17 protein-coding genes are annotated in these 26,913 nt (G+C 33.4%); 4 read left to right on the top strand and 13 right to left on the bottom strand.

Annotated features, from left to right (window positions below; genetic code table 11):
* Nucleotides 1-23 precede the first annotated feature (23 nt).
* The 10 genes from secDF to AC1RRQ_RS01615 all read right to left on the bottom strand — a co-directional run bounded on the left by secDF (nt 24) and on the right by AC1RRQ_RS01615 (nt 20,335).
* Nucleotides 24-2,999: a protein translocase subunit SecDF gene (secDF, locus tag AC1RRQ_RS01660; RefSeq protein ID WP_493020792.1), complete on the bottom strand. Its 2,976-nt coding sequence runs from the start codon at nt 2,997-2,999 to the stop codon at nt 24-26.
* Nucleotides 3,000-3,226: 227 nt separating this feature from the next.
* On the bottom strand, nt 3,227-4,162 hold the full coding sequence (gene mdh / locus AC1RRQ_RS01655; protein WP_493020790.1) for a malate dehydrogenase: 936 nt from the start codon (nt 4,160-4,162) through the stop codon (nt 3,227-3,229).
* A gap of 109 nt (nt 4,163-4,271) precedes the next feature.
* A complete protein-coding gene (gyrB, locus tag AC1RRQ_RS01650; protein ID WP_493020788.1) occupies nt 4,272-6,212 on the bottom strand; it encodes a DNA topoisomerase (ATP-hydrolyzing) subunit B in 1,941 nt (646 codons plus the stop codon).
* A gap of 366 nt (nt 6,213-6,578) precedes the next feature.
* On the bottom strand, nt 6,579-9,314 hold the full coding sequence (locus AC1RRQ_RS01645) for a M16 family metallopeptidase (protein WP_493020786.1): 2,736 nt from the start codon (nt 9,312-9,314) through the stop codon (nt 6,579-6,581).
* A gap of 225 nt (nt 9,315-9,539) precedes the next feature.
* Nucleotides 9,540-11,156: an asparagine synthase B gene (gene asnB / locus AC1RRQ_RS01640; RefSeq protein ID WP_493020784.1), complete on the bottom strand. Its 1,617-nt coding sequence runs from the start codon at nt 11,154-11,156 to the stop codon at nt 9,540-9,542.
* 310 nt (nt 11,157-11,466) lie between these two features.
* The gene (gene asnB, locus AC1RRQ_RS01635) at nt 11,467-13,143 is read right to left on the bottom strand and encodes an asparagine synthase B (RefSeq protein ID WP_493020782.1); all 1,677 of its coding nucleotides are present in this window, start codon (nt 13,141-13,143) and stop codon (nt 11,467-11,469) included.
* A gap of 659 nt (nt 13,144-13,802) precedes the next feature.
* Nucleotides 13,803-14,252: a hypothetical protein gene (locus AC1RRQ_RS01630; RefSeq protein ID WP_493020780.1), complete on the bottom strand. Its 450-nt coding sequence runs from the start codon at nt 14,250-14,252 to the stop codon at nt 13,803-13,805.
* Nucleotides 14,253-14,432: 180 nt separating this feature from the next.
* Entirely contained in the window at nt 14,433-16,190 is a 1,758-nt protein-coding gene (locus AC1RRQ_RS01625; RefSeq protein ID WP_493020778.1) for a TonB-dependent receptor, read from the bottom strand.
* A gap of 156 nt (nt 16,191-16,346) precedes the next feature.
* On the bottom strand, nt 16,347-17,210 hold the full coding sequence (locus tag AC1RRQ_RS01620) for a PhzF family phenazine biosynthesis protein (protein WP_493020776.1): 864 nt from the start codon (nt 17,208-17,210) through the stop codon (nt 16,347-16,349).
* A gap of 110 nt (nt 17,211-17,320) precedes the next feature.
* Nucleotides 17,321-20,335 (bottom strand): tetratricopeptide repeat protein, encoded by a 3,015-nt coding sequence (locus AC1RRQ_RS01615; protein ID WP_493020774.1) that lies wholly within the window; start codon nt 20,333-20,335, stop codon nt 17,321-17,323.
* Nucleotides 20,336-20,644: 309 nt separating this feature from the next.
* Between AC1RRQ_RS01615 and AC1RRQ_RS01610 the strand changes: the two genes are divergently transcribed.
* From AC1RRQ_RS01610 to AC1RRQ_RS01600, 3 genes are read left to right on the top strand one after another with little or no spacing between them, the layout of a single operon-like run.
* Nucleotides 20,645-21,328: a cell division ATP-binding protein FtsE gene (locus AC1RRQ_RS01610; protein WP_493020772.1), complete on the top strand. Its 684-nt coding sequence runs from the start codon at nt 20,645-20,647 to the stop codon at nt 21,326-21,328.
* Nucleotides 21,328-22,209 (top strand): glycosyltransferase family 2 protein, encoded by an 882-nt coding sequence (locus AC1RRQ_RS01605; RefSeq protein WP_493020770.1) that lies wholly within the window; start codon nt 21,328-21,330, stop codon nt 22,207-22,209. Before AC1RRQ_RS01610 ends, AC1RRQ_RS01605 begins: the two co-directional genes overlap by 1 nt.
* A 6-nt stretch (nt 22,210-22,215) precedes the next feature.
* Entirely contained in the window at nt 22,216-23,142 is a 927-nt protein-coding gene (locus AC1RRQ_RS01600; protein WP_493020768.1) for a glycosyltransferase family 2 protein, read from the top strand.
* Here the strand turns inward: AC1RRQ_RS01600 and AC1RRQ_RS01595 are convergent.
* Together AC1RRQ_RS01595 and AC1RRQ_RS01590 are read right to left on the bottom strand one after the other, a co-directional pair.
* Complete coding sequence (locus AC1RRQ_RS01595; protein ID WP_493020766.1) at nt 23,125-23,532, bottom strand: sugar 3,4-ketoisomerase; 408 nt, start codon at nt 23,530-23,532, stop codon at nt 23,125-23,127. The two genes, AC1RRQ_RS01600 and AC1RRQ_RS01595, sit on opposite strands and share 18 nt — an antisense overlap.
* The gene (locus AC1RRQ_RS01590) at nt 23,529-24,362 is read right to left on the bottom strand and encodes a glycosyltransferase family 2 protein (RefSeq protein WP_493020764.1); all 834 of its coding nucleotides are present in this window, start codon (nt 24,360-24,362) and stop codon (nt 23,529-23,531) included. Before AC1RRQ_RS01590 ends, AC1RRQ_RS01595 begins: the two co-directional genes overlap by 4 nt.
* A gap of 35 nt (nt 24,363-24,397) precedes the next feature.
* On the opposite strand from AC1RRQ_RS01590, the gene AC1RRQ_RS01585 reads away from it, so the two are divergent.
* Entirely contained in the window at nt 24,398-25,528 is a 1,131-nt protein-coding gene (locus AC1RRQ_RS01585; RefSeq protein ID WP_493020762.1) for a glycosyltransferase, read from the top strand.
* Nucleotide 25,529: 1 nt separating this feature from the next.
* On the opposite strand, the gene AC1RRQ_RS01580 is transcribed toward AC1RRQ_RS01585, so the two are convergent.
* The gene (locus AC1RRQ_RS01580; RefSeq protein WP_493020760.1) at nt 25,530-26,858 is read right to left on the bottom strand and encodes a hypothetical protein; all 1,329 of its coding nucleotides are present in this window, start codon (nt 26,856-26,858) and stop codon (nt 25,530-25,532) included.
* Nucleotides 26,859-26,913: the final 55 nt, after the last annotated feature.

Here is a 26,913-nt window from a genome sequence, read left to right as displayed (position 1 = left end):
TTTAATATAATTTAAGCAATTAATTATGCTTTATTGTGTTTGTCTTCGATTGTATGTTTTTCATCTTTAGAAATCGTATCAACCAATACTGGCGTAGCGATAAATAAAGAAGAATAAGTACCTACGATAATACCAATTAACATAGCGAAGATAAATCCTCTAATTGATTCTCCACCGAAGATAAACATTGTTAATAATACAATGATCATCATTAATGAAGTATTCAATGTTCTTGATAAAGTAGTATTAATAGAAGCGTTTACGATATCTTCGAAACTACCTTTACGGTTTCCGATGATAAACTCTCTCACCCTGTCAAATACAATTACAGTATCATTCATTGAGTAACCAATTACAGTAAGAATCGCAGCGATAAAGTGCTGATCCATCTCCATGTGGAATGGCATAAATTTATAACATAAAGAGTAGATACCTAATACAAAGATTACGTCGTGCGCAACAGCTGCAATCGCACCTAATGAATACTGCCATTTACGGAAAGATACCATTAAGTATAAGAAAATAACTGCCATTGCTCCGAGAACTGCCCAGTAAGAGTTTGTTTTAATATCTTCTGAGATAGAAGCTCCAACTTTAGAAGCTTGTAAAACTCCAACTTTTTTACCGTCAAAAGAGTTGATGAATTTATCGTAAGAAGTATTTGGGTAATACTTTTGTAATGCTTTGTATAATTTTTGGTTTACTTCTTCGTCAACAGCAACACCGTCTTCTTTAATTTTATATTTAGTTGTGATTTTCAACTGATCGTCATCACCTAAAATTTTAGCTTCAACCGGAGTACCAAAAGCAGCAGATAATTCATCTGAAACTGTAGTTGCATCGATTGGTTTTTCGAATTTAACCTGAAAAGTTCTACCTCCAACAAAATCAACACCTTCATCTAATCCGTTAATAAAGAAGATCGAAGTTAAACTTACTATTGTTACAATAGAAGAGAAGATATAAGTGAATTTCTTCACTTTAATAAAGTCAAAGTGGAAGTTTGTAAACCAGTTTTTAGTAATACTTGTAGAGAAAGTTAAATCACCTTTTCCAGCAATATTTCTGTCAATGAAAATTCTAGCAATAAAGATAGAAGTAAACAATGAAGTTACGATACCAATAAGTAATGTTAAAGCGAAACCTTTAATTGGTCCTGTACCAAAGATAAATAAGATAGCTCCAGTTAAAACGTGAGTTACGTTAGCATCAATAATAGAACGCATTGCACCGTGCCATCCGTAAGATGCTGCTACAGCTTCTGACAATGATTTACCTTCACGTAATTCTTCTTTCGCTCTTTCATAAATAATAATGTTCGCATCTACCGCAGTACCTAATGTTAATACGATACCTGCAATACCTGGTAATGTTAATACAAAACCAAAACTTGCCATAATTCCGAATAAGAATAGTAAGTTTAATAATAAAGCAAGGTTAGCGTACCATCCAGCTTTACCATAATAGAATACCATCCAAACACAAACTAATAAGAATCCTAATACAGATGAAATAGTTCCTGCATCAATTGCAGCCTGACCTAAAGATGGTCCTACAACTGTAGATTGAATAATATCTGCAGAAGCTGGTAATTTACCTGCATTTAATACGTTAGCTAAATCTTTAGTTTCAGCAACATCAAAAGAACCTGTAATTTCAGATCTTCCTCCAGCAATTGGACCACTAGTAACACCTGGCGCAGAATATACGATGTTATCTAAAACAATAGCGATATAACCTTTTTGAGAGAAAGCTCTTCCTGTTAATTCTTCCCAAACTTTAGCTCCCTGACTGTTCATTTGCATAGAAACAGCTGGTTTACCCATTTGGTCAAAAGTATCTTTAGCATCAGTTACAACACCACCGCTCATAGCAGGTACGTTATCTCTGTTTCCTTTTAAAGCGTATAATTCTACTGCTTCAACATCTTTAGATTTAGCATCTTTTATAGTAGTTGGTTTGCTCCAAACAAATTTTGCATTGTGTTGGTCAGCGCCCAATAAAATTCTAATTTCTGGTCTCTTGAAATAACTGTTAACTGCTGCAGTATCTTTAGTAGCGAAGTATCCTAAAACTGGACCACCACCCTGAACAATCATTTTGTCGAATAAAGGATTATTCCCTTTTTTAGTATCAAGTGAATCTTTAGAATTGTCTGTTAATAAAGCATTCAATGAATCTTTAGCTACAGCTTTAGTTTCTGTTTTCTTAACTTCAGTCTTTTTTAAAGCTTCGTTAGCAGCAACTAAGAAGTTACCAACTTCTTCAATTTTATAAGTTTCCCAAAACTCTAATTGAGCTTTTCCACCTAATAATTTTTTAATTCTATCAACATCTTTAGCACCTGGAAGCTCCACTAAGATTCTTCCTGTTTCTCCTAATTTTTGAATGTTTGGTTGTGTTACACCAAATTTGTCGATACGCTCTCTTAATACTTTGTAAGCACTTTCGATAGACTCATCAACTTTTCTTTTAATTACTTTTTGAACTTGCGCATCAGACATTTGAAAATCGATACCACCATCTCCTTGTAAACTTCTGTTTGCAAAGATATCAGGTGAAGCTAATCTTACTTTTCCGTTTGAGTTTGCCTCAAATGCTTCAAAAAATTTATTTAAATAGGTCTTATTTCCTTCTAAGTTCGCAGTTGCATCAGCTAATGATTTATTAAATACTGGATTTTTAGAATTGTTTGCTAAACCTTTTAAAACATCTTTAACAGAGATTTGAAGAATAACGTTGATTCCTCCTTCTAAGTCAAGACCTTTGTTTAGCTGCTTGTTTTTAACTTCATTATAAGTGAAGTCTGTAAAACCAAGATTAAACACTTTTTCTTTACCAATAGAATCTAAATATTTTAGCTCTTTATCAGGATTGTCTCCTGCAAAAGCTTTTGCTTCACTTTTGACATTATTTGCCACAAAAGTGAAAGAAAGTTGGTAAATACTTACCAATGCAAATAGAATTGCGAAAAATTTAATAAGTCCTTTATTCTGCATTATTACTAAAAATTAATTATGTTTTATGTTTGTTTTTGGTTTTAAATCCCCTAAAAATAAGCCCTGACATGAGTTTTTAAAACTAAAAAATCGAGATCACGAATTACTACATTTTTTTTAAATCGAGCAAATATATAATTAACGAAAAGATTAACCAATTTATTTATTAATTAATCTCAAAAAAAAGACTGCAAAAGTGCAGCCTTTTCCTTTTTTTAGTGTTTTTATTATACTAAAATCGATTTTAGAGCATCATTCATGCTGCGAACAGCATCTGCACTTTTAGCAAAAAGAGCCTTTTCCTGATCGTTTAGATTAATATCTACAATCTCTTCCACTCCATTTTTACCAATTATACATGGTACTCCTATACATATATCGTTTTGACCATACTCTCCTTCTACAAAAACAGAGCACGCAATCATTTTCTTTTGATCGTTTAAGATACTATCTACCAAGTATGCAACAGAAGCTCCGGGAGCATACCAAGCAGAAGTTCCTAAAAGTCCGGTTAAAGTGGCACCGCCAACCATAGTATCAGCAGCTACTTTTTGCAATACCTCTTCTGAAAGGAATTGTGATACCGGAATTCCGTTATAAGATGCCAAACGTGTTAAAGGAATCATAGTTGTATCTCCATGACCTCCAATTACCATTGCTGAAACATCATTTGCAGGTTTATCTAAAGCCAAAGAAAGATAAGTTCTAAAACGAGAGCTGTCTAATGCACCTCCCATACCTATAATTCTGTTTTTTGGTAATCCTGTAGCTTTTAAAGCCAAGTAAGTCATAGTATCCATTGGGTTAGAAACTACAACTATTATAGTGTCAGGAGAATATTTAAGTACGTTTTCGGCAACTGTTTTCACAATTCCTGCATTTATACCTATTAATTCTTCTCTTGTCATTCCTGGTTTTCTTGGAATTCCTGATGTAATAACCACTACATCACTTCCGGCGGTTTTAGAATAATCGTTGGTAACACCAGACACTTTAGTATTAAAACCAGTATTTGTGGCACATTGTGTAATATCCAACGCTTTACCTTCAGCAAAGCCTTCTTTAATATCCAACAATACTACTTCACTTGCAATTCCTCTATAAGAAATAACGTCTGCACATGTAGCTCCAACATTTCCTGCTCCTACAATAGTAACTTTCATATTTTTAACTTTATCGGTTATTAATTAATTGTTTATTTTATAAATCAACAATTCGTTTAATCGTTTAAACAAATTTAAACAATTAAACGAATTATCGTGTTAAAATTTATTAAGCATCGATATTTGCGTAAACCGCATTTTTCTCGATAAACTCTCTACGAGGCGGTACTTCGTCTCCCATAAGCATTGAGAAAACTCTATCTGCTTCTGCTAAACTATCGATCGTTACCTGACGTAATGTTCTAAAGCTTGGATCCATTGTCGTTTCCCACAATTGTTCTGCGTTCATCTCTCCAAGACCTTTATAACGCTGGATTGCGGCACTTCCTCCCATTCTCTCATTCGCCTGATCGCGTTGTACATCATTCCACGCATATTCTTTTTTATTTCCTTTTTTAACTAAGTATAAAGGCGGTGCTGCGATGTAAACGTGTCCTTCTTCGATTAATTCTTTCATGAAACGGAAGAAGAACGTTAATATTAAGGTAGAAATGTGACTACCATCGACATCGGCATCACACATGATGATTACCTTATGGTAGCGAAGTTTTTCTATATTAAGTGCTTTACTATCTTCGGCTGTACCAACGGTAACCCCTAAAGCGGTAAAGATATTTCGAATTTCTTCGTTTTCAAACACTTTGTGGTGCATTGCTTTTTCAACGTTCAAAATCTTACCACGCAATGGCAAAATAGCCTGAAAGTTACGATCACGACCTTGTTTTGCTGTTCCACCAGCCGAATCTCCCTCGACTAGGTAAACCTCACATCTTGCAGGATCTTGTTCAGAACAATCAGATAATTTTCCTGGTAGTCCGCCACCGCCCATAACGGTTTTACGCTGTACCATTTCACGCGCTTTTTTCGCTGCGTGACGAGCCTGAGCTGCTAAAATTACTTTCTGAATAATTAATTTGGCATCATTTGGATTTTCTTCCAAATAATTTTCCAGCATCTCTCCTACTGCTTGAGAAACAGGAGAAACAACCTCTCTGTTTCCAAGCTTCGTTTTAGTTTGACCTTCGAATTGAGGCTCAGCTACTTTTACCGAAATAATCGCAGTTAATCCTTCACGGAAATCATCTCCCGCAATTTCGAATTTTAATTTGTCCAACAAACCAGAAGCATCGGCATATTTTTTAAGGGTTCTTGTTAAACCACTTCTAAAACCTTGTAAATGCGTTCCTCCTTCGTGAGTGTTGATATTATTTACATAAGAGAAAATATTCTCTGTATAACTTGTATTGTAAATTAAGGCAACCTCAACCGGAATTTCACCTTTATCATTATCCATACTGATAACGTGAGAAACAATTGGCTCACGGTTACCATCTAAGTAACGGATGTATTCTTTAAGTCCTTCATCAGAGTGAAAAACTTCAGTTCTGAATTCGCCTTTATCATCAACTTCTCTTTTATCTGTAAACGTAATTGTGATTCCTTTGTTTAAGAAAGAAAGCTCACGCATACGCGCTGATAATGTATCATAAGAGAACTCTGTAGTTTGTGTAAAGATCGTATTATCAGGATAAAAAGTCTGACGTGTACCTCTTTTATCTGTTTCTCCGATTTGTTTTACCGGATATAATGCTTTTCCTCTTTCGTATTCCTGTTCGTAGATTTTTCCTTCTCTAAAAACAGTCGATTTCATGTGAACCGAAAGTGCGTTTACTACAGAAACCCCAACACCGTGAAGTCCTCCTGAAACTTTATAAGAATCTTTATCAAATTTACCTCCGGCACCAATTTTAGTCATTACAACCTCTAGTGCAGAAACTCCTTCTTTTTTATGTAAATCAACTGGAATACCACGTCCGTTATCTTCAACTGTAATCGAACCATCTTCGTTTATTGCAACACCAATAGTATCACAATGTCCGCCCATCGCCTCATCAATAGAGTTATCTACAACTTCATAAACCAAATGATGCAGCCCTCGAACACCTACATCTCCAATATACATCGAAGGACGCATTCTTACGTGCTCCATTCCTTCTAATGCCTGAATACTATCTGCTGAATAATTGTTCTTCTTGATTTCTTCGCTCATATAATCTATTCTAAAAAATGTAATTATTGTCTAACACGCAAATATATAAAAACGCGGACTATATACCCATAAAATTCCGACTTAAAGCACTTAAGTTATCAACACAATTGTCTGAAAAACCTAAAAATATGCTTAAAAGAGGACTTAAATTCCAATTTTCATAAATTCCAAAATCCAAAAATAGGAAAAACATAAAAAAATATTAAATTTCAAATTCTTAAATTGAAATTCCAATATTAAAAAATCCAAATTCCAACGTTGAAACTGGAAAATAAAAAACCGAAATATCATTATAAAATGCATTTCGGTTTTATGATTTAAAAACTCCTTAAAATGGAATTTTTATATTGAATATATTTCTAAGCCTTATTGTTTTTTATTAAAATCTCCGGCATAAACAGATGTCATTTTATCTAAAGACAGATATTTTTTCAAAACTCTGTTTACCTCATCCACTTTTAAGGCTTTTACTTTTTCTTCCAGATTATCATAATCTTCTAATGGTATTCCGTACTGTAAATAAGTATTCGCCAATTCCATTAAAGTATTATCAACTCCTAATCTCGTTTTTCTTTCATTTTGCCAGCTTACTAAATTTGATTTTAATTCTTCGGCTGTAAATCCGTCTTTTAAGGCTTTTGCAATTTCTTCTTTTGCTGCAGTTTCAACAGCATTCTTTTTTGTTGGATTCAAAAATGCGTAGTATGACCAAGCCGCAACATCGTTCGTAATTGGCACATCGATAAACGAACCAGCACCATAACTAATTCCTTCTTTTTCTCTTAAACGCATTGGAATTCTGGCACTCAAAAATCCGCCGCTTCCAAGTATTTCATTTGCCATGATAAATGCAGGATAATCAGCACTTTTTCTATCCATTTTAAAACTTATTCTACCCAATGCAACTGCATTTTCTTTGTCCGGCGTAATAATATCTTTATCTGATTTTTGTGTTTCAAAATAAGTAGGCTGTGCAATTTCGTATTTCGATTTAGAATTCCATTTACCAAAAGTACTTTCTAAAATCTCTGCTGTAGATTTTGCATCAAGATCTCCTACAACACTTCCAACACCATTATTTCCTCCTAAAACATTTTTGTAGAAATCAACAATTTCTGATTGTTTTATCTTTTTAAAAGCATCTATTTGTTCCTGAATTGTTGGGGTGTAAAAAATACTGCCTTTAGGATATTTTGTAGTTTGTCTTGTAATTTCGGTAAACGCAACAGACTGTGGATCATTCAAACTAGACTCTAAATAAGTATTGTATTCGCTGATTGTTTTTGTAAGTTCATTTTCAGGAAAAGTAGAGTTTGCCAGCAAATCTGCTAAAATACCCATTACTTCTTTAAAATTCTCTTTATAAGTACTAATATTAACCGATAAAGTTTGTCTTGAGAAATTAAAATAGACAGACGATTTTAATTGATCTAATCGATCCTGAATTTGTTCTTTGGTCTGTGTTTTAGTTCCTGTTTTTAACAATTGTGCCAAAATTCCAGCCACATCTGTTTTTCCGTTTAAGTCTTTTTCATTACTTACCGGAAATTTAAAATTCGCCAGAACTTTACCGCCTTTTATTTCTTTTTTGATTAATCCGTATTTAGCACCGTTTGTTAGTTTTCCTTCTGCAAAATTTTGTTTTAAATTTTTAATCGAAGCTTCAAACGGAGCCGCTTCTTTTTCTAAAGCTTTTCCTTTGTAATCTTTAGTAAACGCAACCAATTGTTCATCTGTATATTCAATTGGTTTTACTCTAATTTCATCTTTAGAAGGAATAAATACTCCAACCGTTCTATTGTTTGATCTGAAATATTTCTCGGCCACTCTTTGAATATCTTCTTTCGTCAGCTTTTCAATAGCATCTCTATACAAGAAACCCAATCTATAATCGCCGGCTCCAATAATTTCAGTCATATTGATCGCGTATGAAATCGTATTGTTTTTTACGGCTTCTATTTGTTTTATGATTTTTGCTTTTGCTCTGCTTACATCCTGATCTGTATATTTTGTCCCGCCAATTTTATCCATCTCGTCTCTAACAGTTTGCTGTACTGCTTTAACATCTTTATCATTAGGAATGGCTACTCCAAAATAAATATACCCCGCATCTCTTACAGTTGGCTGCCAAAAATAGATGCTCGATACTTTTTGAGTTTCTACTAATGTTTTATACAAATATCCTGATGGATCTGCCGTTAAAATTTCACCTAAAGCATCGATCGCAGCATAATCTTTATCAGCATAAGATGCCGTGTGATATACTACTCCAACATTCTTGCTGTCTCCGGCTCTTTTAAGTTCTACAAACTTTTCTCCGTCCTGAGCTGGTTCAATAGTATAGGTCTTATCCAAAACTCTTTTAGGTCTCGGAATTGCTCCAAAATACTGCCCCACATATTGTAATGCTTTTTGTTCGTCAAATTTTCCTGCTATAATTACCGTTGCATTATCCGGCTGATAATATTTCTCGTAAAAAACACGCAGTGTATTTGCTTTTACCCTTTCAATATCTTCTTTACTTCCAATGGTGCTGTTTCCGTAATTGTGCCATAAATAAGCTGTTGAAAGAATTCTTTCCTGCAAAACTCCATCCGGATTATTTTCTCCTATTTCAAACTCATTTCTAACTACCGAAAATTCTTTCTCCAAATCCGTTTGTAGAATAGTCGCATTCACCATTCGGTCTGCTTCCATTTCGATACTCCATTTTAAATTTTCATCGCTTGATGGAAAAACTTCATAGTAATTTGTTCTGTCTAACCAAGTGGTTCCATTAGCGTTTCCTCCCTTATCCGAAAGCATCTTTTTAATATCGCCTAAATTCTTAGTGCTTTTAAAAAGCATGTGTTCTAATAAGTGCGCCATTCCTTTTTCGCCATAACCCTCATTTCTGGAACCAACATTGTAAACAATATTGACTACCATATTACTTTGAGACGCATCTGGAATTAAAAGAACTTTTAATCCGTTATTTAAAGAATATTCTTTGACACCCTCGACGTTGGTAATGTACTTGGGCGCCTCTGATTTTTGTGCATAAACCGAGCTCACTGAAACCAGCGAACAGCATAAAATTCCACTTAGAAATAAGTTTTTCATAAATTGTGTTTAAGGGTTATTTAATTGTACTTGGTAATCAAATATAGTATTTTTCCGAAACACGATTTATTCTTATTAACTTAGTTTTAGCAATTTACGGGAAACCACAAAATAAAAAACCGAAACTACATTTTTAATGCATTTCGGCTTTTCGTATTTTTAAGTTCCAATTGGAATTTGAATTTTGGAATTTGGAATTTAGAATTTCTTTTATTGAAATTTACCTTAAACAGCAGCTTCAGACTTTACGCTTTCGAAGTTTCCTTGTAAATGCGCTGCATTGGCTCTTCCGCTTGGATCAAGGTTTTCCTGCCATTTCGGAATCCATTTACGAACTGTCTGTGCCGCGCTGACCTGCGGATAGTATTTATGAAAAATTGATCTATAGTAATAAGCCTCTTTTGTTGTTGGCGTATTGTATGGGAATTCTGCGCTTGCTCCGGCCAATTGTTCATCTGTAACCTGAGTTGCACAATATTCGATTAATTCATCAACCCACTTGTATCCAACTCCGTCTGAAAATTGTTCTTTTTGACGCCATAAAACCTCAGCCGGTAAATAAGCATCTTCTGGTGTATCAAAAGCTTTTCTTAAAATGTATTTTTCAACTCCCTCATACGTTTTAGGCTGTTTTTCTTCGGTTTTTACGCGAATGGTAACATCCAAAAATGAAGCATCCAAAAACGGAACTCTGGCTTCGATTCCGTTTGCCATTGTTGTTTTATCTACGCGAAGTAAATCGGCAGTAAATAGTTTTTGAACTCTTTCTATTGTTTCGTCCTGAAATTCTTCTGCCGAAGGCGCATTTCTAAAATACAAATGTCCTCCAAAAATTTCATCGGCACCTTCTCCGGAAAGCACCACTTTTATTCCTTTTTCGCTGATTGCTTTAGACAATAAATACATTGGAACTCCTGAACGCACCGAAATAATATCATAGGTTTCGATATGCGAAATCACTTTCTCCAATACCGATACTCCTTCTGCTACCGTAAAATGTACTTCATGATGGTCTGTTCCCAGAAATTCTGCTGCTTTTCGAGCCATAACATTATCTGGCGCATTTGCATCTAAACCAATAGAAAAAGTGGGTAACTTTTTACCGCTATCTTTTAGCAGTCTTGAAGCAATTGACGAAATCAACGAAGTATCTAAACCTCCTGATAAAACTGCTCCAACCGGAACTTCGCTCATTAAACGTTTACGCGTTGCCTCGATTAAACTTTCTCTAATTAAATTTAAATCAAGTGACTGCGTTGCGTTTTTATGATCTTCGTATTCTGGATGGTAATATTTTACAAAACCACTTTTTGCTGTATAATAATGTCCCGGAGGAAAAGTCGAAAATGATTTACATTGATCTGCAATTGATTTCATTTCTGAAGAAAAATAAATTCTTCCTCTTTCATCTAAACCATAATACAAAGGTTTTACTCCAATAGGATCACGTCCGGCGATGTATTTGTCTCCGTCGATAATGACGAAAGCAAAATCTCCGTCTAATTTATTACAAAAATCATATCCAAATTCTTCGTACAAATGCACAATAACTTCTGAATCCGATTTTGTTCTGAATGTATGGTCTTTTAAAACCGTATCTTTTAATTCCTGATAATTATAAATCTCACCATCGTGAACCATCCAGGCTTTGTTTGTTCCCTGAATAGGCTGTTTACCCGAATTTAAATCGATAATAGATAAACTTTCATGACAAAGCACACTTCCATTTTCCATAATATGTAAATCGCTCTCATCAGGGCCGCGGTGCGACATTCTTTCAGAAAGTTGTTTTACAAGCTGTGGGTCTTTTCCTTTACCTATAACGGCCAATAATCCAGACATACTATTCTATTTTTTATTTTTATTCTTTTATGTCGAGCCAAAATAAGCCAAACATTAAAAAATCATTAAAATTGATGTTAAAAGCAAAACTAAATATTATTTTTTGCTTTCCTACATTTTCAATGCTAAATATTATCGGTTAACTTTTTTCGGGCGAATGCCAAATATAAAAAAAGTAAGTTAAATAATTACCGAAAAAAAATTATAAACAACTGAAATATAGAATTTAACAATTTTAGACAAGAAAGACGTTCTCAAAAAAAGAACGCCTTTCTGCAATATATACACTAATTCTAAAAATTAACTTGTTTTAAGCTTTCACGTAAGCATCATCGTGAACACTTGCCACTGCTCTACCTGAAGGATCGTTCATGTTTTTGAACGCTTCATCCCATTCTAAAGCGATTTTTGTACTACAAGCCACACTTGCTTCCTGAGGTACACATAATGCCGCTGCATCACTTGGGAAATGCTCTGAGAAAATAGAACGATAGTAATATTCTTCTTTTGAAGTTGGTGTCTGCAATGGGAATTTGTATTTCGCGTTTGCTAATTGCTCATCCGAAACTTCTCTTCCAACTACTTCTTTCAAAGTATCGATCCAGCTGTAACCTACTCCATCAGAGAATTGTTCTTTTTGTCTCCATGCTACACTTTCCGGAAGCATATCTTCAAAAGCTTTACGAACAACCCATTTTTCCATTGGATGTTCTTTGTTGATCATTTTATCCTGCGGGTTAATACGCATCGCAACATCCATAAATTCTTTATCTAAAAAAGGAACACGACCTTCAATTCCCCACGCTGCCAAACTTTTGTTAGCACGTAAACAATCGTACATGTGAAGTTTTCCTAATTTACGAACGTTTTCTTCGTGAAACTCTCTAGCATTTGGCGCTTTATGAAAATATAAATATCCTCCAAATAACTCATCTGCACCTTCGCCAGACAACACCATTTTAATTCCCATTGATTTGATAACTCTTGCCATTAACCACATTGGAGTCGAAGCTCTAACTGTAGTTACATCATAAGTTTCAAGGTTGTAAATTACATCACGAACAGCATCTAAACCTTCCTGAATTGTAAATTTAATTTCGTGATGAATCGTTCCAATATGATCTGCCACTTTTCTTGCTGCAGCTAAATCCGGAGAACCTTCTAAACCTACAGAGAATGAATGCAATTGCGGATACCAGGCATCTGTAGTATCATCTGATTCAATACGTTTTTGCGCAAATTTTTTGGCTACAGCCGAAGTGATAGACGAATCTAATCCTCCAGAAAGTAAAACTCCATAAGGAACATCACTCATTAATTGTCTGTGAACCGCTGCTTCAAGTGCTTTTTTGATTTCAGGAATACTCGTTTCGTTGTCTTTAACCGCATCGTAATCAACCCAGTCTCTTTTGTACCACTGTACAAATTCACCATCTTTACTTGATAAATAATGTCCCGGAGGAAATAATTCGATTTTGGTGCAATATCCTTCCAAAGCTTTTAACTCAGAAGCAACGTAGAAAGTTCCGTGCTGATCCCATCCAATATACAATGGAATAATTCCCATGTGGTCACGAGCAACGAAATACTCATCTTTATCTACATCGTAAATTGCAAAACCAAAGATTCCGTTTAATTCATCAACAAAACTTACTCCTTTTTCTCTGTATAATGCCAGGATAACTTCGCAGTCACTTTCAGTCTGAAAGTTATATTTTCCTTCAAATTGTTTGCGCAGTTCTCTATGATTGTAAATTTCACCATTTGCAGCCAAAACCAATTTTTTATCTTCTGTAAATAAAGGTTGTTTTCCTGAAGCTGGATCTACAATTGCCAAACGCTCATGAGAAAGAATTGCTTTATCATTACTATAGATTCCGCTCCAGTCTGGTCCGCGGTGACGAATGATTTTAGACATTTCTAATACTTGAGGTCTTAAAGTCTCGGCTTTTTGCTTTAGATCAAAGGCACATACAATTCCACACATAATTTTATATTTTTATTTTTTAAAATTTCATTTTGATAGGGCAAAGATGCGGTATTGATTATAATTGAAAAACACAAAACCTTATTTCAGTTATAATTTAAAAGCATAAAATTGTTTTTACATATAAAATGTAAAATTTTAGCTTTAAAAATTGCCCTAAACTTATAAATTTCAATTTTGAAGACAAAACACGAGTAAAATTTAATGTTTTAAAGAAATCTTTGAATTAAATTTTGAGAATTTTAATTATTCATGAAAGATTCTCAAGTAGAATAGAAAAAGCTGTTAGGAAATTATTTTATATTTAATATCTACCTGCCATTTGATTCAATAAAAAAAAGCTCCATTGGAGCATAATATTTATAGCAAATTATCTACACCGTGATTTCAAGCTCCAGCGGAGCGATATATATATATCGCTCCGCTGGAGCTTTTGTGGATGGAAATAAATTATGCTATAAATATGCAGCTCCTCTGAAGCTTTCTCATAAAATAAAAAATTCAGAGTCTTCTTTCAGTGACAAACTTTGGGTTATTCAACTTTGTCAAAGTTTAAAACTTTGCCAAAGTTCTTAAAAACACTTGCTTGAAAATTCCGGAGAAATGATACATATTGTAGGGATGGATTTTAATCCATCATATGCAATCGAATGAAAAATCTATTCAACGCTTTGAATAGTATAATGCGTTTTGTTGATCTCGAATTCAAAACCAGCTTTATTACCCATTAAATGATTCCCTAAAGGTGATTGTGCAGAAAGTGCAATTACATTAATACCGTCAATTGCAATTTTAGGAAGCGCAACGCTTACATATAAATAGATTCCGTTTGCTTTTACCAAACTGCCGGAAATAATGTTTTCTGTTACTTTAGCTGGATCAATTTTATCTAAAACTGCTTTTTGAGCAATCGCTTCTTTGAGTTTATTGGTCAGTTTTTCCTGTTCGATATGCATCATCGATAAAGCGGTTTCGTGCTTATCGCCGGCTGAACCTTTGGCATCGTTTTTAGAATCTTCCGTTAATCCCGAAATCATGTCTTTAAAAACATCGATTCGGTCCTGAACCATTTGCGTGTAATGAGAATGTATTTTTTGTTTGAAGTTCATTTTTTTGAAGGTACTGAGGTTCTAAGCTGCAAAGATGCAAAGGTTTTTGACGATGTAAAAAAAATTAGCCACGAATTCACGAATTTACTCCAAAAAATTCACGAACTCATGGCTAAAAAAAAGGCACTTTTTATACTTTACATCATCTTAGTGCCTCTGTATTTTTCTTGCGAAACCTCTTTAAAAATCGAATTTATAATTTCCTCCCACTAAAACCTGGAATCCCTGAACCGGATAATTCAGCCATCTTTCGTAAGCTTGGTTTCCTATATTATTTAATTTTAAGAAGAAAGTTAAACGCTCGTTGTATTTATATCCTAAATGTGCATTGGCATCAAAATAACTTTTTAAAGTCGTGATAACCGGATCTACACCCGCATTTAAATTAGACTGCATGTCTTTACGTTCTCCCACATAGAAAATATTAAAACCAGCATACCACTGCTTAGTAATATTAACGTCTAAAGTCGAACTTAATTTCATCGAAGGTAAATTCCATGCTTCAATTCCGTTATCTGTGCTATAACTATTAAAAGTTCCGTTGATTCCAAAAGTAACATTCTGCGAAAAATCGGCTTTTAATTCTCCATAAAAACGGAAAGTTCTAATATCTTCATACACTACCCCAAACGAGTTTCCGAAAGCATAATTCTGGTTCGAAAAATCCTCTGTATAATCATTGCTTTTAAACAATGCTTTGTCTTTTTCGTTTAAGTACGAAGCTGTTACGTTATAATTGACATTGTTTGCTAATTTACCTTTTAATCCGGCAAAAACATTGTACTGCGTACTGCTTGGTCTCATATTTAAAGTTGGAGACAAAAACGGATTATCGGTTACAAAATCAGCATACGAATTCTGGTTTAAACCTCCATTTACTCCCGTATAGAAAATCATTAAATCGCCAACCAATTTGTACGATGCATTTACTTTTGGGTAGATATAAAATTTGTTTCCGCTGTTTTCAGAATCTAAAGCATAAAATAAACCAGCTCCTAATTCTAATGTCCAGTCATTTTCATGCACTACAAAACTAGGTTCAATACCAAAATTAGTTAAACTGTATTTTAAAGGCTCAACATTGTCCCAAGCATAATTATGTTTAAAAGAACCGCTTACATGGTCTATAATAATATTAGTGTTAATGGCCTGATCCATTACATCAACTTTAAAAGTAGGCTTTACATAAAAACGATTTTCCGAAGAAGAAAAGCTATCTGAAAAATGAGTAAACCTTGCCGAAACTTTACTGAAAATGCCTTCATTAAATTCGGCATTTCCGCCCAATGAAATCGTATTATAAGAATGGTTTGGATTAATTCCTCTAATTAAATCTTCCTGTGTTGCCGGCGGTAAAGTCATTCCAAAATCAGCCGGTAGTCCGTACCAGTTATAAACCTGATTTTGATATCCTGCATCAACTCCCCAAGACATATCACGGTTATTTTGTCCATAACCAATGTTCAGGCCTGTATCGTAAAATTCATCATTTAAATTCACATCTTTAATTCCTCCCTGCGAAGAATGATGACGCAGCATTCCAGCCAAATAATCGTTGTTTCCTAAATCCTGAGTTACGAATAATTCAGCATTTAATGTTCCGTAATTTCCAACTCCAAGCGTTGCATAATTATTGAACAATCTTTCTTTTTTAGATTTATCCACACCTTGTGCATTTCCTTTTGACGGTGTAAAAGTCGAAGCCACCGGAACAGATAAAATACTATACTTTATCGTTTCTTTCGGCTGATTTCCGGCATCGTCAAGCGAAGGCGTTTCTTTCACTTTAAAAGCGTCGGAAATTGTTGGCGAATAAGGTTTTACTACGTTTACTGTTTCGGTTCCAATGCTTTCATTTTTCTTAACCTGCGAAAACGATAGCTGGCAGACAAATAACACTAGTAAAACAATAATTTTATTTCGGCAGTTAATTTTCATATTTCTTCTTTTTAAGAGTATCGAGAAAAGAGTATAGAAAATAGACTTATGCCATTTCTTCATTCTTAAGCTCCAACTCTTGTTCTGTTCTATATTCTAAAATCTATTTTCTTTGTCTATTCTCTTTGTTCTATTTTCTTTGTTCTATTTTCTTAATCAAGCTTCCCACTCTCCTTTGGCTACAAACTGAGCTTTTCCGCCAATACTAATATCAAACTGATTCTCGGTTAATTTTCCTTTGAAATAAATCTCAGACGGACGGCCTATATAATCTCCCTGATAATTAATTAATTCAAATTCAGGTTTATGATATTTTAACAGAAACGCCTGCAGACACGTACTTGCGCTTCCTGTTGCAGCATCTTCTACCAATTGATTGTGTTCGATACAAAGCATTCGGCTAAACAATTTCGAGCCTTCCAAATAATAAAAATACAAGCCTCTGTGCGATGTTTTGCAATGCTTTTTCAGCCATTCATCTGTTTTATCTTTATCCAAAACCAAATTTTCCAGTGCTCTTTTACTGCTTAATCCAACCATTACAAAGGCGCTTCCGGTTGTAACCTCCTGAATTGGAAATTGATTTTCAAAATCTTCCTTGTTCAGATTACTAAAAGAAGGGAAATCTTCTTTTGAAAAAATATCCCAAAACTTTGGCTGCGCTGCTTTTAACCAAATCAATCCTTCTGACCGATTAATTTGAATTGGCCCAATCGGAACATTCAAAGTTATCTTTTCAGGCGAATTTTCGAATATCTTATTAATCAAAACCCAGGAAGTTCCAATTATCGGATGCCCCGCAAACTGCATTTCCTGAGAGGGCGTAAATATTTTAATTTCTGCTTTATTATTTTCCTTATCCAGTTTGGTAATGAAGGTGCTTTCGGCGAAATTAATCTCGCGCGCAATCTGCTGCATTTCTTCCGAACTTAAATTTTGGGCTTCTAAAAATACCGCCAGCTGATTTCCGGCATATTTTTTATCAGCAAAAACATCAACTATATAAAAGGGTAAGCTCATTGTTTTTATTTTTTTTTAAGAAAATAGAGAACAGAATAAAGAGAATAGACTTCAAATCTTTGTTTTTTTTAATCTATATTCTTTTTTCTATATTCTATACTCTCTTATTCTTATTTATTAATTGACGAATTCGTTTTAGACTCTTCTAATTTAATCGCGCTCAATTCTTTTTTAGCTTCTTCTACAACATCCGGATAATCTGTAAAATTGTTAATTACGTTATCTAAAATATAAGTCGCCTGATAGCTGTCTTTCAACCCGTAGAAGTTTTTCGCCATTAAAACCAAACCTTTTGCACCGTAATATTTGTAAGCAGAATAACTTTTTGCCAGTTTTTGAACGGCAGTATTCGAAGCTTCAAATTTTCCTTCTTTTGTTTTAAAATAAGCATCATAATACAACGCTTCGGCTGCTAATTCTCCTTTTGAAGTAGTAGACAGTTTTGCGTATGCTGCTTTTGCTTTATCTTCATTTCCTGTTTGAATCGCAGCACGAGCTACAATAATCTGCGCATCGGCTTTTACATTGGCATCGGCTTTTGGATTAGCCAATACTTTGTCTGCAGCAATAACCGAATTGTCATAATCCTTTTTGTCATAATAACATTTCATTAGGTTTGCCTGAGCAAAGTTTTTATTTTGAGGATAATCGGCTTCGCTTTCTAAACGAACTAAAACCGGAATCGATTTATCACAATCTTTTGCTTTTAAGTAAATCTGAGCCAGTCTGTTTAACGCCTGCTCTGTAAATTCGCTTCTTGGCTGATCGATTACATATTGGTAATTAGAAATTGATTTTGTTTCTGAACCCTCAGCATAATACAACTGCGCCAAATAGAAATTAGCCTCTAAAGCATGTAATCCTGCCGGGAATTTGCTCACATAACCTGCAAAACCAGTCATTGCCGCTTTGCTGTTGCTTTGCCCGTATTGTTTGAAAGCTGCATCGTAAGTATCGTTATCCAATTCCGCATCTGTAACCGAAACGAAATCTAAAGTTCTAACCCAGGCTGCATATTCATCTACTTTTCCTGAATCGACATAAATTAATCTTGCTGTAGAAACGGCTTCAAGCGCTTCTGGTGTTTTTGGGAACTCTGCTGCTACTTTTTTGAATTTTGCCAATGCTTGTTCATCACGATCTGAATTATAATAAATCAAACCTTGTTTTAAGATTGATTTTGAAGTAAACGAACCGTTTTTGTATTCAGAAATCAGCTGGTCAAAAGTTTTAATCGCCAAATCGTTCTTTTTATCAGCCACATACGTATTTCCTAATTCGTATAAAGCATCATCACGATATTCTGATTTTTTATACATTTTAAGGAAGTTATTCAACTCATTGATTTTCTGCTCATTTTTAGACATAAAACCGTATGAAAGCGCTTTTTGAAACTGAGCATAATCAGCATCGACGCTTTTTGCATCCATCGCTTTTCCATACGCTTCCATTGCCTGAGCGTATTTAGAATTCACAAAACGTGAATCTCCTAAACGCAGATACGAATCGTTTAAACGAACTTTATCTTCTTTATTAGTATCAATCTGCGCCTGAAATGAATTTGCAGCCTGATCGTATTCTTTCAGTTTAAAATACGTGTAACCAATATTGTAGTTGATGTTTTTGTATTCGTCTGTAGATTTTGCCGCTGCAAGTCCTGCAAATTGCTTGTAGGTTATCAAGGCGTTTTGCATATCGTCGTTAAGATATTCCGTTTCTGCTTTCCAGAATGTCGCACGTGCTGTAAACTCAGGTGTTTTTTGTTCGTTAATCGCGTTTTTAAACATTTTTCCGGCTTCGGTATAATTTGATTCATTATACAATTCCACTCCTCTGTAAAAAAGTACTTTTTGATAAGCTGCTTTATTTTCTGCCGATCTGTTTTTTTCTAATAAAACCAAAGCTTCCTTATAGTTTTTAGTCGAAATATAAGAGTCAACCAACAATTTTTCTACTTCTGCCCTGCTTGAATTGTTTGGGTATTTTTTTAAGAAATCAAGTAAAATTCCCGGAACGGTTTGGTAGGCGTTTCCAATATCATAACTCACTTTAGCGTAGTTTAAAGCCGCATCTTCCTGAATCTGCGCATTGAAATCCATTTCAGAAGCGTTCTTAAATGCGTTTAAAGCTTCTTGCTTTTTACCTGTATTTAAATAACTCAAACCTAAATGATAATAAGCATTTTGAGCTACAAAATCTTTTCCTTCAATGATTTTATTAAATTGAGAAATTGCTTTTTCATAGTTTTTCTGCTCATAATAAGCATAACCCAATTGATAGAAATCAGTATTATTCCACTTTCCTTTTTTACCGGCGTATTGCTCTAAATAAGGAATTGCTTTGTCGTATTGTTTTAAATTGAAATAACTTTCACCAATAATTTTATTCAATTCAGATTTCTCAATATCATTTGATTTCGCCATTGCTTTTTGGCCCAAATCGATTGCTTTTTGGAAATTTCCTAATTTAAAATTCATATCGGCCTGATAGTACGAAAGTTTTTCTTTGTACTTTTCTTCGCCCGAAACTTCATCAAAATATTTCGTTGCTTCTTTGTAATCATCTCCTTCATAGGCCATAAATCCTAAATAATATTTGGCTTGAGAACCATATTCAGGAGAGTTTACGACTTTATTAAAATAAGTCGTTGCTTCTTTTTTCTTTTTAGCGTTAAAGTAGCTGTATCCTTTTTGGAAATTAAATTTATCCGATTCTTTTTTGCTCATGTAGCCTTCATCTACCTTGTCAAACCACTGCAAAGCTTTTGGATAATTTCCTTGCTCGAAGAAATATTGTGCCACTTCAATGTAAGCTTGGTTTTGCTTGGTGCTTGTAGGGTAATCGTCAACGAATTTTTCCATCAAAGCATCGGCATTGGCCTGATTTGTTCTAATCGCACAATTGGCAATGTAATACGCACAGTCTGATTTTACTTCTTCAGTTGCTGCGTTATTTTTTACATATTCAAAAATATGTTGTGCCGAGGCGTATTGTTTATCGTTATATAAAGCCAGTGCTTTGTCAAAATCCTTTAAATCGTAAGTATAAATAGCTGATTTTTGTGCCGAAACTATGGTCGAAGTAAGGATAATTTGGAATAAAAAGAACCAGGAAAGTCTATGCATTTTAGTTATATTTAGTATTCAAATTTATCATTTTATACCGTTTATAACGAAACGTTTCTTGAATTTATTATGAACAAACATTGAATAACGAACATTTTAAAGGCTTTACAAAAATTTAAAATGAACCATATAAGTTACATAAGTAATTATAAGCTAGGAACTTTTAGCAGATTAACTAAAATGAACTTACATTACTTATATGGTTTATATTTTCAATTCTTTTTCGACAAATTTTCTTAAGAAATGATTGAAATTTATTTTGAATCCAAACGTTATCTTATTACTTTTACCATTCAAATCAATTTTATTATGTCACAAACCGTACTATCTCTTAAAGAAGTCACTATATATCAAGAAGGAAGAAAAATTTTATCTCATATTAATCTGGATGTTCAACACGGAGAATTTATCTACATCATTGGTAAAACCGGTTCCGGAAAAAGCAGCTTCTTAAAAACTTTGTACGCTGATCTGCCTTTAACTGAAGGTGAAGCTCATATTGTTGACTTTGATTTGGCAACTTTAAAAGAAAAAGATATTCCGTATTTGAGACGTAAAATTGGGATTGTTTTTCAAGACTTCAAATTGCTTCCGGACCGCTCTGTTAAAGACAATATGCTTTTTGTTTTAAAAGCAACCGGCTGGACCGAAAAAGAAGCAATGGAACATAAAATCGACGAGGTTTTAGACAAAGTAGGCATGAAAGATTTTCTAAACAAAATGCCTCACCAGCTTTCTGGTGGTGAACAGCAGCGTGTTGCGATTGCAAGAGCTTTGCTTAACGATCCGGAATTTATTCTTGCCGATGAACCTACAGGAAACCTTGATCCGCAGACCAGTTCTGAAGTTTTAGAAGTTTTAAAAACCATCAATGCCAATGGTAAAACTGTTATCATGGCTACTCACGATTATGCTTTATTGATGAAATTTCCATCGAAAACATTAAAATGTGAAGATGAAAGAATTTTTGAAGTAGTGCAAAGAAGCGTGTAATGCTTTCCATTTTAATTCCGGTTTACAATTATGATGCATTTTCATTAGTTGAAAAACTGCATAATCAAGCCGTGGAATTAAATATCACTTTTGAAATTATTTGTCTGGATGACGCCTCAGATCTTTTTAAAACTGAAAACCAAGAAATTAATCGTTTACAAAACTGTTCTTTTGTTGTTTTAGATAATAATATCGGACGCAGCGCAATTCGGAATTTATTGGCGGAAAAAGCCCTTTATGAAAATTTATTATTTCTTGATGCCGATACCTTTCCTGTTCACGAGAATTTTATTTCAAATTATATTTCGCTGATTAATAATAATGAAAAAATAGTTTATGGAGGCATTTTATACGAAAGTAATCAACCTTCAAAAAATAAACTTTTAAGATGGATTTATGGAAAAAAAAGAGAAGCTTTACTTGTTGCTGACCGAAATAAAAATCCTTATCTTTCCTTTTTAACTTTAAACTTTTTGACTAGTAAAAGTATTTTTCAGAAAGTCCGTTTTAATGAAAGCATTCCAAATCTCAGACACGAGGACACTTTATTTTCTTTTGAATTAAAGCAGAAACAAATTGAAATTCTTCATATCGAAAATCCTGTTTTTCATTTGGGAATTGAAGACAGTAAAACATTTCTGCAAAAATCTGAAGAAGCAGTTTTGGGTTTGAAAAATTTAGTCGATTCCAATTTAATCTCTACCGATTATGTGAAACTGTCGCATTATTTTCAAGTCATAAAAAAATATCATCTTACTGCTTTAATTGCTTTTGGTTTTAGAGTTTTAAAACCTTTATTTGTAAAGCAGTTATTATGCAAAAAACCATCTCTTTTTCTTTTTGATCTTTACCGTTTGGGTTATTATTGCACTTTAAAATAAACTAAAATGGCTTTTTTTTCTATCATAATTCCGTTGTACAACAAAGAAAAATTTATCGAGAATACGATACAAAGTGTATTGAAACAGACTTTTCAGGATTTCGAAATTATTATAGTAAATGACGGATCTACAGATAAAAGTGAAGAAAAGGTTTTACACTTTAAAGACGATCGAATTCGATATTTCAGCAAAAAAAATGAAGGTGTTTCTCAAACCCGAAATTTTGGTTTAGCCGAGGCAAATGCTGATTTCGTAACCTTTCTGGATGCCGATGATTATTGGTATCCTGATTTTTTAGAAACAATGCATCATTATGCTGTAATTTTTCCAGAACAAAAAGTATTTGCTGCAGCTATAGAAATCGAAACATCCAAAAAAACATTTCCTGCTGCATATTCAATACGCAAAACAGGAGATTTTGAATTTGTAAATTATTTTAGAGCAAGTACAAAAGAATCTGTAATCCTAACTTCGGGAACTGTTTTTAATAAAAGTATTTTTAAAAAAACAGGCGTTTTTGATCCTAACATAAAAAGCGGACAAGACACGGATTTATGGATTAGAATTGGGATTGTTTATCCTGTTTTATTTATCTGGAAAATATTGGTGCGCTACATTCATGATGAAAACAGCCTTTCTAAAAACTCCTCTTTAATGAATTCTAAAATGGATTTTTCTAAGTTTCTGGAACTTGAAAAATCCAATCCTGACCTTAAATATTTTTTGGATTTAAACCGGTTTTCGCTGGCTGTAAAGAGTAAACTTATCCATAATAAAACGCAGTTCAACTATTATTACCACGGAATTAATTTAAAAAATCTAAGCCTTAAAAAAAGAATATTGCTGACTCTTCCCTCAAGTTTATTGCAGATTTTAATTGGTTTAAAACTTAAACTGGCCGAACTCGGATTGGGTTCATCTGTTTTTAAATAGCTTAAAATCTTTGTATTCCCGGATATAATCGTTTTCGTCAAATTCGTCTGAAGCCAAAACCAAACATACGGCTCCCGATGAAAAATTCTTTAATTCTCTCCAAATTCCGTTTACAATCAGTAAACCAATATTGGGCTTGTTCAGCGTTTCTGTTTTTATTGTTTTACCATCTTTTAAAACAACATCAAAACTCCCGCTTAAAGCAATTAAAAGCTCGTGCTGTTCTTTATGAGCATGTCCGCCGCGTTTGCTTCCGCTTGGAACATCAAACAAATAATACACTCTTTTTGAAACAAACGGAATCGTATCTTTTTCAATAACAGCGAGATTCCCTCGTCGGTCTTGAATTTTTGGAATTTCAATTAATTGAATATCGGCATTTGTGGTCATAATTTGCTTTTGGTTACTTCTTTAAATTTTGAAATTCCGTTTATTCCTGCTTTAATTTTTTTAGGTATTTCCGAGATTTTAATGCTTTTTCTTCGAATTAAGAAAAAGACATATTTGATAAGCCAAACATAAGCAAAATTGTGGTACAGCTTATAAAATAAAGCCGATCTGGCGTAAATTATAGAATCTGAACCTTCATCTTTTCCTGATGAAAATTGCGGGTGTGAAACGATAATTTCAGGATTAAAACTAACTTTTAAATTTTGGCTTAAAGCCGATTTTAAAAACAAAAACTCTTCGGCGGTTTCGAAAAAAGAACCAAGCCCGAAGTTTTCATCAAAAGAAATATTGTTTTCTTTTATGTCGTTTAATTTAAAAGCAATTTCGATCGAACTTACATTCCAGATGCTTTTTTGGTCGTGAATAAAAGTTTTAATTGCCTTTTTTTGAGGTTCGGTATCTCCAATTCTGACATGATTAAAGGTAATAATGCTTGCTTTCGAATCTTTTTCGAAAGCAGAAAGAATCTTCGTTTTTAAATTTTCTGTAAAAACGACATCATCATCAGTAAAAAGGCAAATGTTTTTTGATGCGCTCTGAATCGCTTTATTTCTGCTTTTCGACAAGCCTTTTTCATTCACATTTAAAACCCTAACCGAATCAAAATCAGATTCTAAAAAAGTATTCTCGGTTTGATTTACAATCAATAAATTGAAAGTTGAAAAATGTTCAAACGGAAACATGGGCTGTAAAAAATCTAAATTGGACCTATCTTTGGTCGCAATTAGAATTTCAAAATCATTTTCAGAAAAAACATTTAACATTTTCATATATATTTACGTAAATATAAATATTTCCCGCAGAAATGAGAATACTCTTGGTAGGAGAATACAGCCGATTACATAATTCTTTAAAAGAAGGATTAGAAGCCTTACAACACGAAGTTTCGATTATTGCAACGGGCGATAATTTTAAAAAATTTCCTGTTGATTATTCTATTCACCCAAAGTATTTTCTGGACAATAAATTTTTAGTTTTTTGTAATAAAGTTTTCTTCCGAATTTTTAAGACTGATTTACAATTGGCCGAAAAAGGAATTCTGTTTTGGTTCTTTCTTCCAAAATTAAAAAACTACGATGTTGTACAATTAATCAACTCGAATGCGATTGAAACGTATCCGTTTTTTTCAAAATACCTTTTGAAAAAGCTTTTCAATCAAAACAAAAAAAGCTTTCTTTTGGTTTGCGGTGAAGATACTCCGGTTATCGATTTTTTATTGAAAGATGAAGTAAAGTATTCGATTTTGACACCTCTTTTACAAAACAAAAAATTAGCACCCAACTATCGTTTTTCATTAAAATATACGCGTAAAAATTATCGTGATTTATATGATTTTGTCAGTAAAAAAGTTTCCAAAATAATGGTTTCTGATTTGGATTATAAAATTGCATTACCCGAAAAAACATTAATTCCAAACCCTGTAAACACAGATAAAATTGCTTTTGAACCTATAACTGTTTCTGAGAAAGTAATCGTTTTTCTGGGTAAAAATAACAGCAGCGCCATTAAAAAAGGAACAGTATTTTTTGAAGATGCTGTTTCGATAATTCAAAAAAAATATGGTTCTAAAGTCGACATTATAAAGGTTGAAGATGTGCCGTATAACGAATATATCGCTTTATATAATCAGTCTCATATTTTACTGGATCAGGTTTACGGCTACGATCAGGGTTATAATGCCTTGGAAGCAATGGCAAAAGGAAAAGTGGTTTTTACCGGAGCAGAAAATGAATTTACAGCACATTACAATTTAACTGAAAGAGTTTGTATAAATGCAATTCCTGATGTTGGTTATCTAGTAAACGAATTGTCTTTTTTAATTGAAAATCCGGATGAAATTACGGCAATAGGAAAACGTGCCAGAGCTTTTATAGAGCAAGAACACGATTATATCAAAATTGCGCAAAAATACCTTAATGCCTGGAATTTGAAATAAACTAAACTTCAAGTTTTTTTCTCTTATTCAAAATATTTTCCCTGACGAATAAAATAACAACCAACATCATAATATATTCAAAAGGAAAGCTGAATCTAGCATTGCCTCCATACGTAACTAATGCCTGCAGCACAGAGGTTAGAAAAATAATTGTCGTAAAAAGAAGTTCTTTTGTAATGCTGCGATTCTTTAAAAACAAACCAAAATGATACGGAATTAAAAGCACAAAAAAGACTTTAAAAATCCAAATTAAAAGCGTCTGCAAATACCAGATTCCTAAAAATATTTTATTTACAAAAGGCAGTGAAAAACTGTTATAATCCCAATATATTTTTGGTTTCCAGAAATCAAACCAGGATCTAAAAACAACTTGTTTTACATATTCCAGCGGATTCTTTTTTATCGTCGCTTTAGCATAACCGCCAAGTTCTGCCGAAAGTAAAGCAAAATTTCCGGCTGTTTTGGGCAGTAATTCAGTTTGAGCATCCCAAATCGTCATCGCAATATCGGTTTGAAGATGTGGTTCTAATTGGTTATTTTCAGCTATTAATTTATCTCGGTGTTTGGCGTAAACAGATCCAATCCATTGGTATTCCGGTGTTGTTTTTTCGGCAAAATAAACACAGTTTTGCGATAAATTAAGTCCAAAAAATGTGGTCGAAACAAAATATCCGGTATTTATTTTATTGACATAAGACCATCCAAAATAAGAGATCAAAGGGAATAACAGAATAATGAGTTTAGAATTTATAATTTTTGAAATTTTAAAATTCTTCGCTACACTAAAGCCATAAATAACAAATGGAATAAAGGCATAAAATGGTTTAATCAAAACAAGTATACCAAGAACTAATGCGACGATAAAGTCTCTTTTAAAATTTTTATTTTCTAAATAATCAGCAGCTAAATAGTAAAATAATACCGAAACAAAAAAGAGAGTTACAGATTCTACCAATATTATTCTTTCGTAAAAATGAATCTGGAGAAAGCTTTGTAAAAAAAGCGTAATGTATAATGCTGTTTTTGAATCGAAATTTAGTTTTAAAATGGTTTTATACCAATAAACAGAAGTGAAAATCCCTAAAACAACCTGATACACAACGGTCAAGATTGTAGAACCTAATGCTAAAGCAATAAACAACGGATATCCCGGAGTTCTTTCTCCGTTATAAAAATTAAGATCAAAACTTAAGATTTTTTCAGCTAAAAATAAATATCCTTCCGAATCAGGAAACAGCGTTACGTGAAAATATAAAATGGATAATAAAGCACGAAAAAGGAATCCGGCGCAAATTAAAACTCTAATTTCTTTCGTGAAAAATGGATTCAAAAATTTAATATTTAGCATTTATAAAAATAGAATTGAAGGCGTTTTAATTTCATCC

It is taken from the genome of Flavobacterium sp. GW821-FHT12A05, from assembly GCF_058807735.1.
The sequence above is the reverse complement of the archived record's forward strand: the minus strand, read 5'-3'. Positions and strand labels throughout refer to the sequence as shown.

Excerpts from the sequence above, each read along its gene's own strand:
- secDF (WP_493020792.1), bottom strand. The coding sequence starts at position 2,999 with ATGCAGAATAAAGGACTTATTAAATTTTTCGCAATTCTATTTGCATTG.
- mdh (WP_493020790.1), bottom strand. The coding sequence starts at position 4,162 with ATGAAAGTTACTATTGTAGGAGCAGGAAATGTTGGAGCTACATGTGCA.
- gyrB (WP_493020788.1), bottom strand. The coding sequence starts at position 6,212 with ATGAGCGAAGAAATCAAGAAGAACAATTATTCAGCAGATAGTATTCAG.
- AC1RRQ_RS01645 (WP_493020786.1), bottom strand. The coding sequence starts at position 9,314 with ATGAAAAACTTATTTCTAAGTGGAATTTTATGCTGTTCGCTGGTTTCA.
- asnB (WP_493020784.1), bottom strand. The coding sequence starts at position 11,156 with ATGTCTGGATTATTGGCCGTTATAGGTAAAGGAAAAGACCCACAGCTT.
- asnB (WP_493020782.1), bottom strand. The coding sequence starts at position 13,143 with ATGTGTGGAATTGTATGTGCCTTTGATCTAAAGCAAAAAGCCGAGACT.
- AC1RRQ_RS01630 (WP_493020780.1), bottom strand. The coding sequence starts at position 14,252 with ATGAACTTCAAACAAAAAATACATTCTCATTACACGCAAATGGTTCAG.
- AC1RRQ_RS01625 (WP_493020778.1), bottom strand. The coding sequence starts at position 16,190 with ATGAAAATTAACTGCCGAAATAAAATTATTGTTTTACTAGTGTTATTT.
- AC1RRQ_RS01620 (WP_493020776.1), bottom strand. The coding sequence starts at position 17,210 with ATGAGCTTACCCTTTTATATAGTTGATGTTTTTGCTGATAAAAAATAT.
- AC1RRQ_RS01615 (WP_493020774.1), bottom strand. The coding sequence starts at position 20,335 with ATGCATAGACTTTCCTGGTTCTTTTTATTCCAAATTATCCTTACTTCG.
- AC1RRQ_RS01610 (WP_493020772.1), top strand. The coding sequence starts at position 20,645 with ATGTCACAAACCGTACTATCTCTTAAAGAAGTCACTATATATCAAGAA.
- AC1RRQ_RS01605 (WP_493020770.1), top strand. The coding sequence starts at position 21,328 with ATGCTTTCCATTTTAATTCCGGTTTACAATTATGATGCATTTTCATTA.
- AC1RRQ_RS01600 (WP_493020768.1), top strand. The coding sequence starts at position 22,216 with ATGGCTTTTTTTTCTATCATAATTCCGTTGTACAACAAAGAAAAATTT.
- AC1RRQ_RS01595 (WP_493020766.1), bottom strand. The coding sequence starts at position 23,532 with ATGACCACAAATGCCGATATTCAATTAATTGAAATTCCAAAAATTCAA.
- AC1RRQ_RS01590 (WP_493020764.1), bottom strand. The coding sequence starts at position 24,362 with ATGAAAATGTTAAATGTTTTTTCTGAAAATGATTTTGAAATTCTAATT.
- AC1RRQ_RS01585 (WP_493020762.1), top strand. The coding sequence starts at position 24,398 with ATGAGAATACTCTTGGTAGGAGAATACAGCCGATTACATAATTCTTTA.